Source organism: uncultured Allobosea sp., assembly GCF_945956895.1.
In the GTDB taxonomy this organism is placed as follows: domain Bacteria; phylum Pseudomonadota; class Alphaproteobacteria; order Rhizobiales; family Beijerinckiaceae; genus Allobosea.
On the sequence record NZ_CAMFJF010000069.1, the window covers coordinates 1 to 14,763 of the forward strand.

Here is a 14,763-nt window from a genome sequence, read left to right on the forward strand (position 1 = left end):
ACTCCCGGCTTCAGACCAGACTGCAATAGCCGGGGTCTATGGGATGCCGCAACTGTCGTCCACCGCTGCGAAAGTCGGCTATCGGCCAAGCCGTTGTGCAAGGATGCACAGGTCCGGGCGCCATGCCCCGTCAGAGGGGCGCATACCCGTCACCTCATGCCAGAATCCAAGCCGGGCCTCTCTCACAGGAAGAGCCCCTCCCGATAGCTGCTCCGACCCGAGATCCCGAGTCAGACCCGGGAATGACGCTTGGCTCAGCTTGCGAGCAGGACACGCGGCGCGGCACCGACGCCGGCACGGACCACCGCCTTCGCGGAACCCTTGGCGAAAGCAAAGGCGAGCAGCGTCTCGTCGCAATGCTCGGCTTCGCGAACGATCTCGTTGGCGATGCGCTGGGCGGTGGCGGTCGGCCCCTCGCCGGCCGAGAGCGTCGTGACCAGCCAATGCGCCTTGTCGCGGTCGATCACGCCGGTCGGGCGATTCTCCCAGACGGCGAAATCGACGACCAGCGCCACCATGTAATCCGCATAGGCCTTGCAGCTTTGCGGCACGGCCCGGTCGAGCGCGACGAGAACATCGACGATGTCCCGCGTGATGACAATGTCGCTCAAGATGTTCCGCTGAAGCATCTTGACGTCTTCTTCGTCGATCATGCGACGATCCATCACGCGATCGACGAATTCACGAAGCTCATGATCCATCATGTTCGAACCCCTGTCCGGCGTTGTTGTGTGCCGGTACGTCCCTGCTGTGGGAACACCATGCACCCCGCCTCGGCATCAGGTGGTTAACGCGAAAATCTGAACGGTTATTCAGGTTAAACGGAACTGAGTCGGTTTGGTTGCGAGGATGTTACTGCGGGTGACGCGGACATCGCCGGACGGGGGCTTTCAGACAAGCCGCTGTAGCCGCCCGCTATCCATCCAGTCGGGGCTATCAGCCGTTCTCAATCAGAACGACCCTTGTCATTCCGGGGCTTCGCACAGCGAAGAACCCGGAACCTACGACTAGGAGGGGCGCTTGCAACGAGGCATCGAATGCTTCTCACCCGGTCGTGGTTTCCGGGTTCGTGCCTACGGCACGCCCCGGAATGACGAGGGCATGCATCGAAGAAACATCGATCCGTTTTCGGCAGCGCCCTAAGCCGCTACAGCCTTCGGCAGCCCCAGCGCCGCCGGCAGCTCCGGGAATTCGCGCAGGACATGCCGGGCGCCGAGCGAAACGAGCTTCTCGACCGGCTGGAAGCCCCAGGACACGGCGACGGGCACCACGCCGGCAGCCACCGCCATCTCGATATCGAAGGAGCTGTCGCCGACCATCGCGGTGCGCTCCGGCGCCGCGCCCGTCTCCGCCATCGCCCGCTGGATCATCCCGGGATGCGGCTTCGAGGGCGCATCGTCCGCCGACTGCACCGTATCGAACAGGCCCTGCCAGCCGTGCCGGGCGACGATGAAATCGGCCCCCTTGCGCGACTTGCCAGTGGCAATGCCGAGCTTCAGCCCGCTCTGGCGCTTCAGCTCGGCCAGCGTTTCCGCAACACCGGCAAATAGCGGCTCGTCCAGCGATCGATCGCTCTCCGCCTGCACACGCATCGCACTGAAGACCTGACGATAGGTCTCGGTCAGCACATCGTCGGGCTCGGCGATGCCGGCGAGTTGCGCCAGCGCGATGTCCAGGCTGAGACCGACGATGCCGAGCCCGGCCTCGCGACCTGGATGAGCCCTCCCGCAGCGCCGGAAGGTCTCGTATTGCGCGCCGAGGATGATCGCCTCGGAATTGATCAGCGTGCCGTCGAGATCGAAGATGATGAGGTCCATGCCGACGCTTTAGCCCGGATCGCCCGGGCGATCCACTGCAAGCCCGGCATGGCGTCATCCCGCATGGCTCAGCCCTTGGCCTCGCGGGCGCAGGCATCGACTGCCTTGCGCAGGTCCGCGCCGTCGAGCCCCTTGGCCCGCGCTTCCTTGCGGCATTCCGAACGTTGGGCAAGGTCCGGCCGCTTGCCGTTGAAGCAGGCGGTCAATGCCGCGATCCGCTCCGAACTCTCCAGCTTGCGCCCGTCGACCTCGTCCTTGCAGGCGGCCCGCGCTGCCACCGCCGTCGGCTTGCCGTCGCGGGTAACGCCGTCGCGGGCATAAAGCTGCACGCCCGGGAACTTGCCCTGCATGCAGATCCGCATCGCCGCGCGCAGGTCATCGCCGGTCAGCGCGATGTTCTCGGACACGCAATCCTGTCGGGCCTTGGCGCGCTCGGCCCGCGGGATCGGCTCATCCGCCGAGGTTGCGATGGTGGTAGGCGCGGGTGCCCTGGCCGGTGCAGTGCTCTGCGCTTGAGCAGTTCCGCAAAAGCCGAGAACGAAGGCGGAAACGATCATTAGCGAACGCATGGTCAGCCCCTCCGATGACGAGAACATAGTTAGAACAGAAAGCGTTTTGTTCCGCAACTGTTCTCTTACGTTTCGTCATCCCCCAAGGAGAGGCAAGAGAGGCGTCACTCGTCCGGCGCCTCGACGATCGGGTCGTAGGGCGCGTCATCGAAGCCGAGCAGGTTCCAACTCTGGCGCATATGCGGCGGCAGCGGCGCGCTGACGTCGATCGTACCCTTGCCGCGCGGATGCGGCAGCACGATCCGCCGCGCCAGCAGGTGCAGCTTGTTCTGGATGCCCCCGGGCAATTCCCAGTTCTGGATGTTGAAATATTTGGGATCGCCGATGATCGGGTGGCCGATATGGGTCGTGTGGGCGCGCAATTGGTGCGTGCGCCCGGTCACCGGCTTCAGCGAGAGCCAGGCGAGCTTCTGCGCCGCCGTCTCGACCACCGCGTAATAGGTCACGGCATGCATCGCGCCGTCCTCGCCATGCTTGGCGACGGCCATGCGCTGGTCGCCGTCATAGGCCTCCTCGCGGGCGAGATAGGTCGAGATCCGGCCCTGGCGGACGCGCGGCACCCCGACGACCAGCGCCCAATAGACCTTGCGGGCCGCGCGCGAGCGGAAGGTCTTGGCCAGCGTCGCCGCCGCAAAGCGCGACTTGGCGATGACGAGGCAGCCGGCCGTGTCCTTGTCGAGGCGATGGACGAGGCGCGGCTTCTGCCCGTCCTTGCCGGTCAGCGCTTCCAGCATCTGGTCGACATGGCGCGTCGTGCCCGAACCGCCCTGCACGGCAAGCCCCGCCGGCTTGTTGAGGACCATGACGTCGTCGTCCTCGTAGAGCGTGATCGAGCGCAGGAAGCCGATCGTGTCGGCATCGGCCTTGGCCGAGCGCGGCCGCTCCGCCTGCTCCTCCAGCCTCAGCGGCGGGATGCGCACGGCCTGGCCTTCGCTCAGCCGGTCCTTGCTGTCGGCCCGCTTGCCATCGACCCGCAACTCGCCCTTCCGGACGATGCGCTGGATATGGCTGAAGGAGAGCTGCGGGAAACGCGCCTCGAGGAAGCGGTCGATCCGCATCTCGTTCTCGTCAGCCGTCACCACGAGCTGCTGCACGCCGGTCGAGAGCACCTGCGCCGTCTCGGCCTTGACTTGCGCACGGGTCGGCTTGGGAGCCTCCTCGGCCGGCCGCGGGCGCGGCGAGCGCTGCACGCGCTCCTCGCTGCCGGCCGGACGCGCCGCAGCGCGACGGCGAGCGTCATGGCTCGGCCGCTTGCCGCGCGGCGCACCTGCCGCTGGCGGCTTGCCGCCACGCGAAGCGCCGCCGCTGCCCTTGTTTCCGGGGCCCTTACCACCGGGACCTTTGCCGCCGGGACCTTTGCCGCCCGTCTTCATGACATGCTCCGCATCATCGCGAGGCCACCGATCAGCGCTGCCAGCGACAGCACGACCGAGCCGATCACATAGGTGCCCGCCAGCACCGCCTGGCCACGCTCCCAGAGCAGGACGGCATCGAGCGAGAAGGCCGAGAAAGTGGTGAAGCCGCCGAGAATGCCCGTCGCCAGGAAGAGGCGCATGTGCTGCGGCACGCCTTCGCCGGCGCGGAAGGCGAACCAGCCGGCGACCAGCCCCATCAGGGCCGAGCCGATGATGTTGATGGCCATGGTGCCATAGGGAAAGCCCATGCCGAACCAGCGCGGCGAGACGGCATTGATGCCGTGACGCATCGCGCCGCCGATGCCGGCGCCCAGGAAAACGAGTGCGGTGGAAATCATCGCTGTGGAATAGAGCGCGCCGCCGCCTTGCACAAACGAAATCCGCCGCAATTGCACGGCTTCCGTCCAGCCGGACATCAGGAACAGGCCCTATGATTGCGACGGGGATGGAAACGATGGGTCTTCAATCTCGAATCGGCAAGGCCGGCCTGGCTGCCGTCATGGTCACGGTCATCGTCGCCAGCACCGCCGCCCTCGCCCAGCAGAACGGCGGCACGGACTGGCCGACGGAGAAGTGCAACCGCTACAGGAAGGCCTATGACCAGTCGATCGCCTATCTCGGCAAGAAGGGCCTGAGCGCGGAATTCCTCGCCAGCCACGACGCCTTCCTCGCGTCGAACTGCCAGGCCCGCGCCGAGGTCTGCGCCCGCAGCAAGGAAGAGCTCGACCTCGCCAACCGGCTCGTGCTGATGGCGATGAACAGCGGCATGTCCGGCACCTTCCTGCCGTTCACCTGCCGCAGCTGAGAGTCGCCCGCCGCCGGAAGTCTTTGATTGGACTCAGAATCACGCCGTCATCCCGGGCTTGCCCCGGGATCCATCGTAAGGCGCCGCGCTCTACGATGGATCCCGGATCGGCGTCGCTTCGCGACTTGTCCGGGATAACGGCGCGTTTCCGTAAACTGAAGCAGATTTCAGCCGCGCCTTCTCAACCAGGGATGCACATAGAGCTCGAAGGCGATGGTCAGCGCGATGAAGACCAGCGCGATGGCGAAGGCCACGACCCAGTAGGAGACATCGTCCTTCGAGACGAACCAGCCCGCAATAATCGAGGGCACGATCAGGAGCAGGCGCGCCAGCAATTGCATGTCTAGTCTCCCCGCTCCTGCCGCAACCGTTCCCAATAGTCGAGCCGCTTGCGGATCTCACGCTCGAAGCCGCGCTCGGGCGGATCGTAGAAGCGCTGCCGGCCGAGCGCGTCCGGCCAATAGTTCTGGCCGGAGAAGGCGTCGGGCTGGTCATGGTCATAGGCATAGTCGGCGCCGTAGCCCTCCTCGCGCATCAGCTTGGTCGGCGCGTTGAGGATGGTCTTGGGCGGCGTCAGGGAGCCGCGCTCCTTCGCCACCCGTACCGCCGCCTTGTAGGCGGTATAGGCCGCGTTCGATTTCGGCGCTGTCGCCAGATAGATCACGCAATTGGCCAGCGCGAGCTCGCCCTCGGGCGTGCCAAGCTGCTCGTAGGTCTGCGCAGCTGCACGGGCATGCAGCAGCGCCTGCGGATCAGCCAGCCCGATATCCTCCACCGCCATTCGCACCAGCCGCCGCGCCAGGAAGCGCGGGTCCTCGCCGGCATCGAGCATGCGCGCGAAATAATAGAGCGCCGCGTCCGGATCGGAGCCGCGGATCGTCTTGTGCAGGGCGGAGATCAGGTTGTAGTGGCCGTCCTGCGCCTTGTCGTAGATCGGCGCGCGGCGCTGGATGACATCCGACAGGCCATGCTCGTCGAGAACCTCGCCGGGCTTCGCCGCACGCCAGATCTCCTCGGCCAGCGTCAAGACGGCGCGCCCGTCGCCATCGGCAAAGCGCGCCAGCGCCAGCCGCGCCTCCGGCGTCAGCGGCAGCTCCCTGCCCTCCAGAACCTCGGCCCGGCCGAGCAGGAAGAGCAGCGAGCCCTCGTCCAGAGACTTGAATGTCAGCACGCGTGCCCGCGACAGCAGAGCCGCATTGAGCGCGAAGGACGGGTTCTCGGTCGTCGCTCCGATCAGCGTGATCGTGCCGTCTTCCATGACGGGCAGGAAAGCGTCGAGCTGGGCGCGGTTGAAGCGGTGGATCTCGTCGACGAAGAGCAGCGTGCCCCGGCCGCCGAGCCGGCGCCCGCGCGCGGCCTCGAACACCTTCTTGAGATCGGCTACCCCCGAGAAGATCGCGCTGATCTGCTCGAAGCCGAGATCGACCAGCCCGGCGAGCAGCCGCGCTACCGTGGTCTTGCCGGTGCCGGGCGGCCCCCAGAAGATCAGGCTGCCGACCGTGCCGGAGGCGACGAGCCGCGTCAGGGCTCCGTCCGGCCCGGTCAGGTGCTCCTGGCCTGCGACCTCGGCCAGCGTCGTCGGCCGCAAGCGATCGGCAAGCGGACGCGGGCCGGACTTGTCCAGCCCGGAGGCCGAGAACAGGTCGCTCACCCTGGGAAGACCGAGGTGATCGTCTGGCCGCCGCGGGATATGGTCACCTCCCAGGCGCGCTTGCGGTCCTTCAGGATCGCCTCGACCTCGCGCGAATTGGTCATGCGCTCGCCGTTCAGCGCCATGATCAGGTCGCCCTTCTGGAAGCCGACATTGGCGGCGGTGCTGCCCTCCTCGACCTCGCTGACGACGACGCCCTCGTTGCCCGTGTCGATCGAGAGTTCCTCGGCCAGCGCCGGCGACAGGTTGCCGACCGTCAAGCCGGCCAGCGGCGAGCGGCTGGTCAGCTTCACCATGTCGCGTGGCCGCGTCTCCGGCGCGGCGACGAGCTTCACGGGGATCGAGATGCGCTTGCCGCCGCGCAGGACGGTCAGCATCGTCGTGCCGCCGATCGGCCGGGTGGCGAAGCGATAGCCGAAGGATTCCGGATCGTCGACATTGGCGCCGTCGACCGAGAGGATGACGTCCGAGCGCTTGAGGCCCGCCTGATCGGCAGGCCCCTTGTCGACCACGCTGGCGACGACCGAGCCGGCCGGCCGATCGAGCCCGAGCCCATCGGCAACCTCCGCGGTCAGGCTCTGCAAGCGCGCCCCGAACCAGGGGCGCTTCACCGTCTTGACGCCGGCCTTGGCGCTGTCGACGACGAGCCGCACCATCGCCGAAGGAATGGCGAAACCGATGCCGACACTGCCGCCCGAGCGCGAATAGATCGCGGTATTGATGCCGACGACGCGGCCCTTCATGTCGATCAGCGCACCACCCGAATTGCCCGGATTGATCGCCGCATCGGTCTGGATGAAGGACTGCGCGTCGCCGACGCCGATCTGCGTGCGGGCCAAGGCCGAGACGATGCCCTGCGTCACCGTCTGGCCGACGCCGAAGGGATTGCCCATGGCGAGCACGATGTCGCCGACCTGGAGTTCGTCGGTATCGGCCAGCGCGATCGCGGTCAGATTCTTGGCCTCGGCGAGCTTGAGCACGGCGAGATCGGTGCGCGGATCGCGCAGCAGGATCGTGGCCTCGACCTCGCGCTTGTCGGCGAAGGCGACCTTCACCTCGCTCATGTTCTCGATGACGTGGTTGTTCGTCACCACGAGCCCACTGGCGGCATCGACGATCACGCCGGAGCCGAGCGAGCGCTGCACCCGCTCGCGCGGCACGCCGAAACCGCCATCGCCGAAGAAGCGGCGGAAGAACGGGTCATCCATGAAGGGGTTCTGCGGACGCTTCTCGACGCGCGCGCCATAGACGTTCACGACCGCGGCCTGCGTCTGCTTGACCAGCGGCGCGAAGGAAAGCGTCACCTGCTCGCGCGTCTCGGGCACCTGCCGGGCCTGGCCGAGCGCCGGCCACGGCGCCACGCCGGCCAACAGGGCGCCAGCGAGGGCTGCCATGGCCAGGGTCTTCCGATGTGGTGCGGGGCGGTGGATCATGCTCATCCTCGTTCAGAAACAAAAGTGCCGGCGCGACGTTTCCCGTTCAGGCGTGGCCCGCGCTATACCCATGCGAAGCGCTGCGGTTCCCGCAGCCGCATCCCCAACCCCGATATGGCCTTTCCCGGCCGGATAGGAAGAGCAGGATGAGCCCGATTCGGCTTGTGTACGCCAGCAAGAGCCGGCTCGTCGATGCCAATCGCCGCACGGAACTCGACAGTATCCTGTCGAGCGCGCGCCGCTTCAACGACCAGAACGGCATCACCGGCTTCCTGTTGGCGACGGATGGCGCCTTCGCTCAGGTGTTGGAAGGACCGCGCGAGAGCGTGGCGCAGACCTATGGCCGGATCGTGGTCGATCCGCGCCATGCGGAGCTTCGGGTGCTGGTCGAGGAGCCCATCGCCGCCCGCTCCTTCGCAGGCTGGACCATGGGCATCGCCGAGCGCGACGAGACCACCAGCTTCATCTTCGGCCTCTACGGCGTCACGCCGGAGGCCGATCTCCACGCCCAACCATTGGAGACACTCGTCGACCTCGCCGGGGAGCTTGCCGGGCGGCCTGCTTGAAGCTCCGTGAATAACACGCTCCGGACTGAACCGTCATTGCGTGCGCAGCGAAGCAATCCAGGAGACTGGGTTGGACGCCTTGACCCAGTCTTCCTGGATTGCTTCGTCGCTTCGCGCCTCGCAATGACGACCTGCTGGATCCGTCGGGCCGAAAACAGCTCCAGGAAACGCCTCCTGATCCCGACCAAAAGAAAAAAGGCGGCCCCGAAGGACCGCCTTTTCCAATTCAGTCTGAAAAGCCGATCAGGCGGCTTCGTCTTCCGCCGTGAAGACCGGGCCGGAATCCTTGCCCTTGGCGTCGACGTCGCGGTCGACGAACTCGATGATCGCCATCGGAGCGTTGTCGCCGAAGCGGAAGCCCGCCTTCATGATGCGGAGATAGCCGCCGTTGCGCTCCTTGTAGCGCGGGCCGAGGACCGCGAAGAGCTTGCCAACGAGCTCGACATCCTTGATCTGCGCGATCGCCTGACGGCGGGCGTGCAGGTCGCCGCGCTTGCCGAGGGTGATCAGCTTCTCGACGACCGGACGCAGGTCCTTGGCCTTCGGCAGGGTGGTGGTGATCTGCTCATGCTTGATCAGGGCCTGGGCCATGTTGGCGAACATCGCCTGGCGATGCTCGGCCGAGCGGTTGAAACGACGACCGCGGAAACCGTGACGCATTGTTTGGCTCCTTCGTTGCTTACGGCCGCCGTGCCACGGTACGGCCGTTCGTTATGCTCCGGCTCTTGTGAGCCGGGCGGGGTTGGCGCGGGATGCGTCCCGCGCCGTTAAACTCAGTAGTGCTCCTCGAAGCGCTTCGCGAGCTCTTCGATGTTCTCCGGCGGCCAGCCCTGGACGTCCATGCCCAGGTGCAGGCCCATGGTCGCCAGCACTTCCTTGATCTCGTTCAGCGACTTGCGGCCGAAGTTCGGGGTGCGCAGCATCTCGCCCTCGGACTTCTGGATGAGGTCGCCGATATAGACGATGTTGTCGTTCTTGAGGCAGTTGGCCGAGCGGACCGAGAGCTCCAGTTCGTCGACCTTCTTGAGCAGCGCCGGGTTGAAGGGCAGCTGCGGCGCGGTCGAGACGGCCTCTTCCTTGCGCGGCTCCTCGAAGGTGATGAATACCGCGAGCTGGTCCTGCAGGATCCGGGCGGCGAGCGCCAGCGCGTCCTCGGGTGTGACCGAGCCGTTGGTCTCGATCGCCAGCGTCAGCGAGTCCTTGTCGAGGTTCTGGCCCTCGCGGGTGTTCTCGACGCGGTAGGAGACCTTCTTGACCGGCGAGTACAGGCTGTCGACCGGGATCAGGCCGATCGGCGCGTCCTCGGGGCGGTTCTGCTCGGCCGGGACATAGCCCTTGCCGGTGTTGACCGTGAACTCCATGCGGATCTCGGCCCCGTCGTCCAGCGTGCAGAGCACGAGCTCGGGGTTGAGGATCGACACGTCGCCGATGGTGTTGATGTCACCGGCAGTGACGGTGCCCGGGCCGGACTTGCGCAAGGTCATGCGCTTCGGACCTTCGCCCTGCATCTTGACCGCGACGGCCTTGATGTTGAGGACGATGTCGGTGACGTCCTCACGGACGCCCGGGATCGAGGAGAACTCGTGGAGGACGCCGTCGATCTGGACGGCGGTCACGGCCGCGCCCTGGAGCGACGACAGCAGCACGCGACGGAGCGCATTGCCGAGCGTCATGCCGAAGCCGCGCTCGAGCGGGCGCGCGATCACGGTGGCCTGACGCTTCGGGTCGTCTCCGACCTTCACTTCGAGCTTGTTCGGCTTGGAAAGATCCTGCCAGTTCTTGCTGATCACGACCGCACTCCTGGTGCTGAATTCATCTGGCGGCCACCGCCGCCCCGGACAGGCGCCCGCCCCTGCGGGCGCCCTGGGCTAACCACGTCAGGCGTCAGACGCGACGGCGCTTGCGCGGACGGCAGCCATTGTGCGGGATCGGCGTCACGTCGCGGATCGAGGTCACGGTGAAACCCGCGGCCTGGAGGGCGCGAAGAGCCGACTCGCGGCCCGAACCCGGACCGGTCACCTCGACCTCGAGGGTGCGCATGCCGTGCTCGGCAGCCTTGCGGGCGGCGTCCTCGGCGGCGACCTGAGCGGCATAGGGGGTCGACTTGCGCGAGCCCTTGAAGCCCATCGTGCCGGCCGACGACCACGAGATCGTGTTGCCCTGCGCGTCGGTGATGGTGATCATGGTGTTGTTGAACGAGGCGTTCACATGCGCGACGCCGGAGACGATGTTCTTGCGTTCGCGACGACGGACGCGCTGGGCTTCCTTGGCCATATCTCTTCTTCCATCCTTCAGGCGCGCCCGTCATGCCAGGCGCTGGGGATGCCGGCGGCCCAAAAGCGGACCAGCCGGCGTATAGACAGCGGGCCGGATTACCGGCCCACCGAAATCACTTCTTCTTGCCGGCGATCGGCTTCGCCTTGCCCTTGCGGGTACGGGCGTTGGTGTGCGTGCGCTGGCCACGGACCGGCAGCGAGCGGCGATGACGCAGGCCGCGATAGCAGCCGAGGTCCATCAGGCGCTTGATGTTCATCGAGACTTCGCGGCGCAGGTCGCCCTCGACGAGGTAGTCGCGGTCGATCGTCTCGCGGATCTGCAGGACTTCGGCGTCGGTCAGCTGGTTGACGCGGCGCTCCGGCGCGATGCCGACCTTCTCGACGATCTCCTGGGCCTTGGCCGCGCCAATGCCGTGGATGTACTGCAGGCCGATGACGACGCGCTTGCCGGTGGGAATGTTGACGCCCGCGATACGAGCCATGGTCTCATCTCCATGTCGGCCGAAGCACCCGATGGTACCCCGGCGGTGGGAAAAATCCTGCGTCCGGTGGAGGCCGGCTCATGCAGGACGTTGAACGGCTCCACGCGGTAATGCGACGTCGTCCCTTCTCGCGAAGGCAACGGCATCGCTCCCATGAAACCGGATGGCGGCTCGTTAACCTGTTGGTTGCAACGAGTCAACCCGTCGCAACCAAGAAACATGCCAAGGCCGGCGAACCGGCCGAAGCGCTGCGAGGTCAAGGCGGTAGCCGCGATCGCTATACAAGGGCTCCGTCATTCCGGGCAAGCGGCGGAACCGCACCCGGAATGACGCGCTCGCAGATGCCCCCTTACTTCTTCACCAGGCTGCACTTGCTCTCGGAGAGCGGCGCGATGATCTCGGCCGCCCGGATCTTGCGCACGACCTTGAAGTAATCCCACGGCGCCTTCGATTCGGCGGGCTTCTTCGCCTCGACCAGCAGCATATCGTTCATCAGCCGGCCGTCCTCCCGGATCTTTGCCCCCGGCGCATAGAAGTCCTCGACCGGCATCTCCTTCATCTTCGCCGCGACCGCAGGTCCCGCCGCCGTGCCGGCCGCCTTCACCGCCTTGAGATAATGCAGCACCGAGGAATAGACGCTGGCCTGGATCATGCCCGGCATCTTCTTGGTCCGCGCCATATAGCGATCGGCGAAGTCGCGGCTCGGCTTGTCGGCGTCATGATAATAGGCGGTCGTGGTGATCAGCCCCTTGGCCTTGTCGAGGCCGAGGCCGTGCACGTCGCTCAGCACCACGACCATCGCCGCAAGCTTCTGGCCGCCATCGACCAGGCCGAACTCGCCCGCCTGCTTGATCGAGTTGATTGTGTCCGTGCCGGCATTGGCGAAGGCGACGATCTTGGCCTTGGAGGCCTGCGCCTGCAGCAGGAACGAGGAGAAGTCCGGCGTCGAGAGCGGCGCGCGCACCGTGCCGAGCGTCTTGCCGCCATTGGCCTTGACGATCGACTCGATATCCGCGGTGAGCTGATGGCCGAAGGCGTAGTCGGCGGCGATGATGTACCAGCTGTCGCCGCCCTCGCGCAGGACCGACAGCGCCGTACCCTTGGCCGAGGTCGCTGTGTCGAAGGTCCACATGAAGCCGGTCGGCGAGCAATCCTCGTTGAAGAGGCGCGTCGTCGCCGGGCCGTTATAGAGCGCGATCTTCTGCTTTTCCTTGGCGATGCCCGCCACCCCCAGCGCAACGGCGGAGTTGGTCAGGTCCGCGATCGCGGTGACGCCGTCGACATCGTACCAGCGCCGCGCCAACCCGACGGCAATGTCCGGCTTGTTCTGATGGTCGCCCGAGACGATCTCGATCGGCTTGCCGAGCACCGAACCGCCGAAATCCTCGATCGCCATCTTCGCCGCCTCGACCGAGCCCAACCCGCCGAACTCGGCATAATTACCCGACTGATCGTTGAGGACGCCGATCTTCACGGCGTCCTGCGCCCGCGCCGCCGCCGGCATCAGCGCCAGCGTGCTCGCGACCAGCAATGCACCAAACCTCGTCATGCGCCTGCTCCCTGTCCTGCCTCCGGACCGGAAGGCCGCTTCGCCTTCCGGTCGACGGATGCTTGCCACCGCTTCGCGCGGATTGGCCCCCAGCACATCCGCCGGGCGTGAGCCTGTCAACGCACGGGCGGGGCGAGAAAAGGCAAAGGCAGCCGCGCAAAAGCGCACCGCGAAAACGAAAAACCCGGCCGGACCGTGAGGCCCGCCCGGGTTCGGATTAGCTTCGCCTGGAAGCGGCTCAGCCCTGCGCCGCCACCGAAAGCGCGTCGGTGATCGCCTGCGAGACGCTGTCGATCGGCTGCATGCCGTCGATCGCGGTCAGCTGGCCGCGCTTCTCGTAATAGGGAGCAACGACAGCCGTATCGCGATTATAGGCTTCGAGCCGGGTCTTGAAGACCTCCGGATCATCATCCTTGCGCACCGGTTGTCCGGCTGCCCTCGCCTCCTCGGCGCGGCGGACGATGCGGTCGACGAGCTTGGTCTGGTCGACCTTGAGCTCGAGTACGGCATCGAGCTTCAGCCCCTTGCCGTCGAGCATCGCGTCGAGCGCCTCGGCCTGAGCCAGCGTCCGCGGGAAGCCGTCCAGGATGAAGCCCTTCTTGGCATCCGCTTCTTCGATACGGTCGGCGACGATGCCGATGACGATCTCGTCCGAGACCAGCCCGCCGGCATCCATCACGGCCTTGGCCTTCTGGCCGACCGGCGTGCCGGCGGCCACGGCCGCCCGGAGCATGTCGCCGGTGGAGAGTTGCGGAATACCGTGCTTCGCGACGATGCGCGCCGCCTGAGTGCCCTTACCCGCCCCCGGCGGCCCCAGGAAAATCAACCGCATCTTATCTCCGCGCTCCTCGCAACTTGGCCTTCTTGACCAGCCCTTCGTACTGATGGGCCAGCAGGTGCCCGTGAACTTGCGCCACGGTGTCCATCGTCGTCGTCACCACGATGAGCAGCGAGGTGCCGCCCAAGAGGATGATCGGGATCTGAGCATAGGTGATCATGAACTCGGGGATAAGGCAGACGATCGTCAAATATCCTGCGCCGAGAACGGTGATGCGGGTGAGGATGCGATCGATATGCTCGGCGGTCCGCTCGCCGGGGCGGATGCCCGGCATGAAGCCGCCATGCTTCTTGAGATTGTCCGCCGTCTCGACCGGATTGAACACGATCGCGGTGTAGAAGAAGCAGAAGAAGATGATCAGCGCCGCGTAGAGCACCATGAACGCCGGCCGGCCATGCGCGAGATAGGTCGCCATCGTCGACAGGAAACCGGTGCCGCCCGAAGCCTGCTGGAAGCTCGCGACGGTCGTCGGCAGCAGCAGCAGCGACGAGGCGAAGATCGGCGGGATGACGCCGGAAGTGTTGAGCTTCAGCGGCAGGAACGAGGTCTGGCCCTCATACATGCGATTGCCGACCTGGCGCTTCGGGTAGTTGATCAGCAGGCGGCGCTGCGCGCGCTCCATGAACACGCAGAAGGCGATCACGCAGACCGCCATGACGAGCACGCCGAGCAGCAGGCCGGTCGAGATCGCGCCCTGGCGGCCGAGTTCGAAGGTCTGGGCGAGCTGCGAGGGGAATTCCGCGATGATGCCCGCGAAGATGATCATCGAGGTGCCGTTGCCGATGCCGCGGCTGGTGATCTGCTCGCCCAGCCAGAGCAGGAACATCGTGCCGCCGACCAGCGTGATCGTGGTCGAGAGCAGGAAGAACGGACCGGGTTCGAGCACGAGATTGCCCGAGCCCTGCAGGCCCACGCCGATCGCATAGGCCTGGAACACGGCCAGCACGAGGGTCAGGTAGCGGGTGTACTGGTTCAGGGTCTTGCGGCCCTGCTCGCCTTCCTTCTTCAGCGTCTCGAAGCTCGGGATGACGCTGGAGAGGAGCTGTACGATGATCGAGGCCGAGATGTACGGCATGATCGCCAGCGCGAAGATCGCGAGACGCCCGACCGCGCCGCCCGAGAACATGTTGAACATGCCGAGCATGCCGGACTGGGTCTGGCGGAACAGATCGGCCACCGCATCCGGGTTCATGCCGGGCAGCGGGATATAGGTGCCGAGCCGGTAGATGACGAGCGCGCCCAGCGTGAACCAGATCCGCTTCTTGAGTTCATCCGCCTTGGCGAAGGCCCCGAAATTGAGGTTCGCCGCAAGCTGTTCAGCCGCCGATGCCATGCGTCCGGTCCCTGGGTCTCAAACTGGTC

Annotated in this window: 17 protein-coding genes; 2 read left to right on the top strand and 15 right to left on the bottom strand. The window is 66.2% G+C overall.

Features of this window, described 5'->3' with window-relative positions:
- Window positions 1-254: 254 nt before the first annotated feature.
- From Q0Q02_RS20460 to crcB, 5 genes are all read right to left on the bottom strand, one after another.
- Window positions 255-653 carry a hypothetical protein gene (locus Q0Q02_RS20460; protein WP_293812246.1) on the bottom strand — a complete coding sequence of 133 codons (399 nt, stop codon included), beginning with the start codon at window positions 651-653 and terminating at the stop codon, window positions 255-257.
- Window positions 654-1,139: 486 nt separating this feature from the next.
- On the bottom strand, window positions 1,140-1,817 hold the full coding sequence (locus tag Q0Q02_RS20465) for an HAD-IA family hydrolase (protein WP_293812247.1): 678 nt from the start codon (window positions 1,815-1,817) through the stop codon (window positions 1,140-1,142).
- 68 nt (window positions 1,818-1,885) lie between these two features.
- Entirely contained in the window at window positions 1,886-2,224 is a 339-nt protein-coding gene (locus Q0Q02_RS20470; protein WP_293812249.1) for a hypothetical protein, read from the bottom strand.
- A 266-nt stretch (window positions 2,225-2,490) separates the two neighbouring features.
- Window positions 2,491-3,759, bottom strand: coding sequence for an RluA family pseudouridine synthase (locus tag Q0Q02_RS20475; protein ID WP_293812251.1), 1,269 nt, complete (start codon window positions 3,757-3,759; stop codon window positions 2,491-2,493).
- Complete coding sequence (gene crcB / locus Q0Q02_RS20480; RefSeq protein ID WP_293812270.1) at window positions 3,756-4,139, bottom strand: fluoride efflux transporter CrcB; 384 nt, start codon at window positions 4,137-4,139, stop codon at window positions 3,756-3,758. The genes Q0Q02_RS20475 and crcB overlap by 4 nt, the downstream gene beginning before the upstream one ends.
- 116 nt (window positions 4,140-4,255) lie before the next feature.
- Here crcB and Q0Q02_RS20485 point away from each other — a divergent pair, with 116 nt between their 5' ends.
- Window positions 4,256-4,606: a hypothetical protein gene (locus Q0Q02_RS20485; RefSeq protein WP_293812253.1), complete on the top strand. Its 351-nt coding sequence runs from the start codon at window positions 4,256-4,258 to the stop codon at window positions 4,604-4,606.
- A gap of 167 nt (window positions 4,607-4,773) precedes the next feature.
- Here Q0Q02_RS20485 and Q0Q02_RS20490 read toward each other — a convergent pair whose 3' ends face one another.
- Genes Q0Q02_RS20490 through Q0Q02_RS20500 form a run of 3 tightly spaced genes read right to left on the bottom strand, consistent with a single transcriptional unit; the run spans window position 4,774 to window position 7,651 of the window.
- Window positions 4,774-4,947: a hypothetical protein gene (locus Q0Q02_RS20490; RefSeq protein ID WP_293812255.1), complete on the bottom strand. Its 174-nt coding sequence runs from the start codon at window positions 4,945-4,947 to the stop codon at window positions 4,774-4,776.
- Window positions 4,948-4,949: 2 nt separating this feature from the next.
- Window positions 4,950-6,257: a replication-associated recombination protein A gene (locus Q0Q02_RS20495; RefSeq protein ID WP_293812257.1), complete on the bottom strand. Its 1,308-nt coding sequence runs from the start codon at window positions 6,255-6,257 to the stop codon at window positions 4,950-4,952.
- Window positions 6,254-7,651 (bottom strand): Do family serine endopeptidase, encoded by a 1,398-nt coding sequence (locus Q0Q02_RS20500; protein WP_293812259.1) that lies wholly within the window; start codon window positions 7,649-7,651, stop codon window positions 6,254-6,256. Before Q0Q02_RS20500 ends, Q0Q02_RS20495 begins: the two co-directional genes overlap by 4 nt.
- A 185-nt stretch (window positions 7,652-7,836) precedes the next feature.
- Between Q0Q02_RS20500 and Q0Q02_RS20505 the strand changes: the two genes are divergently transcribed.
- Window positions 7,837-8,256 carry a BLUF domain-containing protein gene (locus Q0Q02_RS20505; protein ID WP_293812261.1) on the top strand — a complete coding sequence of 140 codons (420 nt, stop codon included), beginning with the start codon at window positions 7,837-7,839 and terminating at the stop codon, window positions 8,254-8,256.
- A 243-nt stretch (window positions 8,257-8,499) separates the two neighbouring features.
- Here Q0Q02_RS20505 and rplQ read toward each other — a convergent pair whose 3' ends face one another.
- From rplQ to secY, 7 genes are all read right to left on the bottom strand, one after another.
- Window positions 8,500-8,916 carry a 50S ribosomal protein L17 gene (gene rplQ / locus Q0Q02_RS20510; protein WP_061967384.1) on the bottom strand — a complete coding sequence of 139 codons (417 nt, stop codon included), beginning with the start codon at window positions 8,914-8,916 and terminating at the stop codon, window positions 8,500-8,502.
- 113 nt (window positions 8,917-9,029) lie between these two features.
- Window positions 9,030-10,046, bottom strand: a complete 1,017-nt coding sequence (locus Q0Q02_RS20515; protein ID WP_293812264.1) for a DNA-directed RNA polymerase subunit alpha — start codon at window positions 10,044-10,046, stop codon at window positions 9,030-9,032.
- Window positions 10,047-10,140: 94 nt separating this feature from the next.
- Window positions 10,141-10,530, bottom strand: a complete 390-nt coding sequence (rpsK, locus tag Q0Q02_RS20520) for a 30S ribosomal protein S11 (protein WP_043237079.1) — start codon at window positions 10,528-10,530, stop codon at window positions 10,141-10,143.
- A 115-nt stretch (window positions 10,531-10,645) separates the two neighbouring features.
- Window positions 10,646-11,014 carry a 30S ribosomal protein S13 gene (gene rpsM, locus Q0Q02_RS20525; protein WP_112581136.1) on the bottom strand — a complete coding sequence of 123 codons (369 nt, stop codon included), beginning with the start codon at window positions 11,012-11,014 and terminating at the stop codon, window positions 10,646-10,648.
- 349 nt (window positions 11,015-11,363) lie between these two features.
- Entirely contained in the window at window positions 11,364-12,563 is a 1,200-nt protein-coding gene (locus tag Q0Q02_RS20530; protein WP_293812266.1) for an ABC transporter substrate-binding protein, read from the bottom strand.
- A 238-nt stretch (window positions 12,564-12,801) separates the two neighbouring features.
- Window positions 12,802-13,395, bottom strand: a complete 594-nt coding sequence (locus tag Q0Q02_RS20535; RefSeq protein ID WP_293812268.1) for an adenylate kinase — start codon at window positions 13,393-13,395, stop codon at window positions 12,802-12,804.
- 1 nt (window position 13,396) lies between these two features.
- The gene (secY, locus tag Q0Q02_RS20540; protein ID WP_293812269.1) at window positions 13,397-14,734 is read right to left on the bottom strand and encodes a preprotein translocase subunit SecY; all 1,338 of its coding nucleotides are present in this window, start codon (window positions 14,732-14,734) and stop codon (window positions 13,397-13,399) included.
- Window positions 14,735-14,763: the final 29 nt, after the last annotated feature.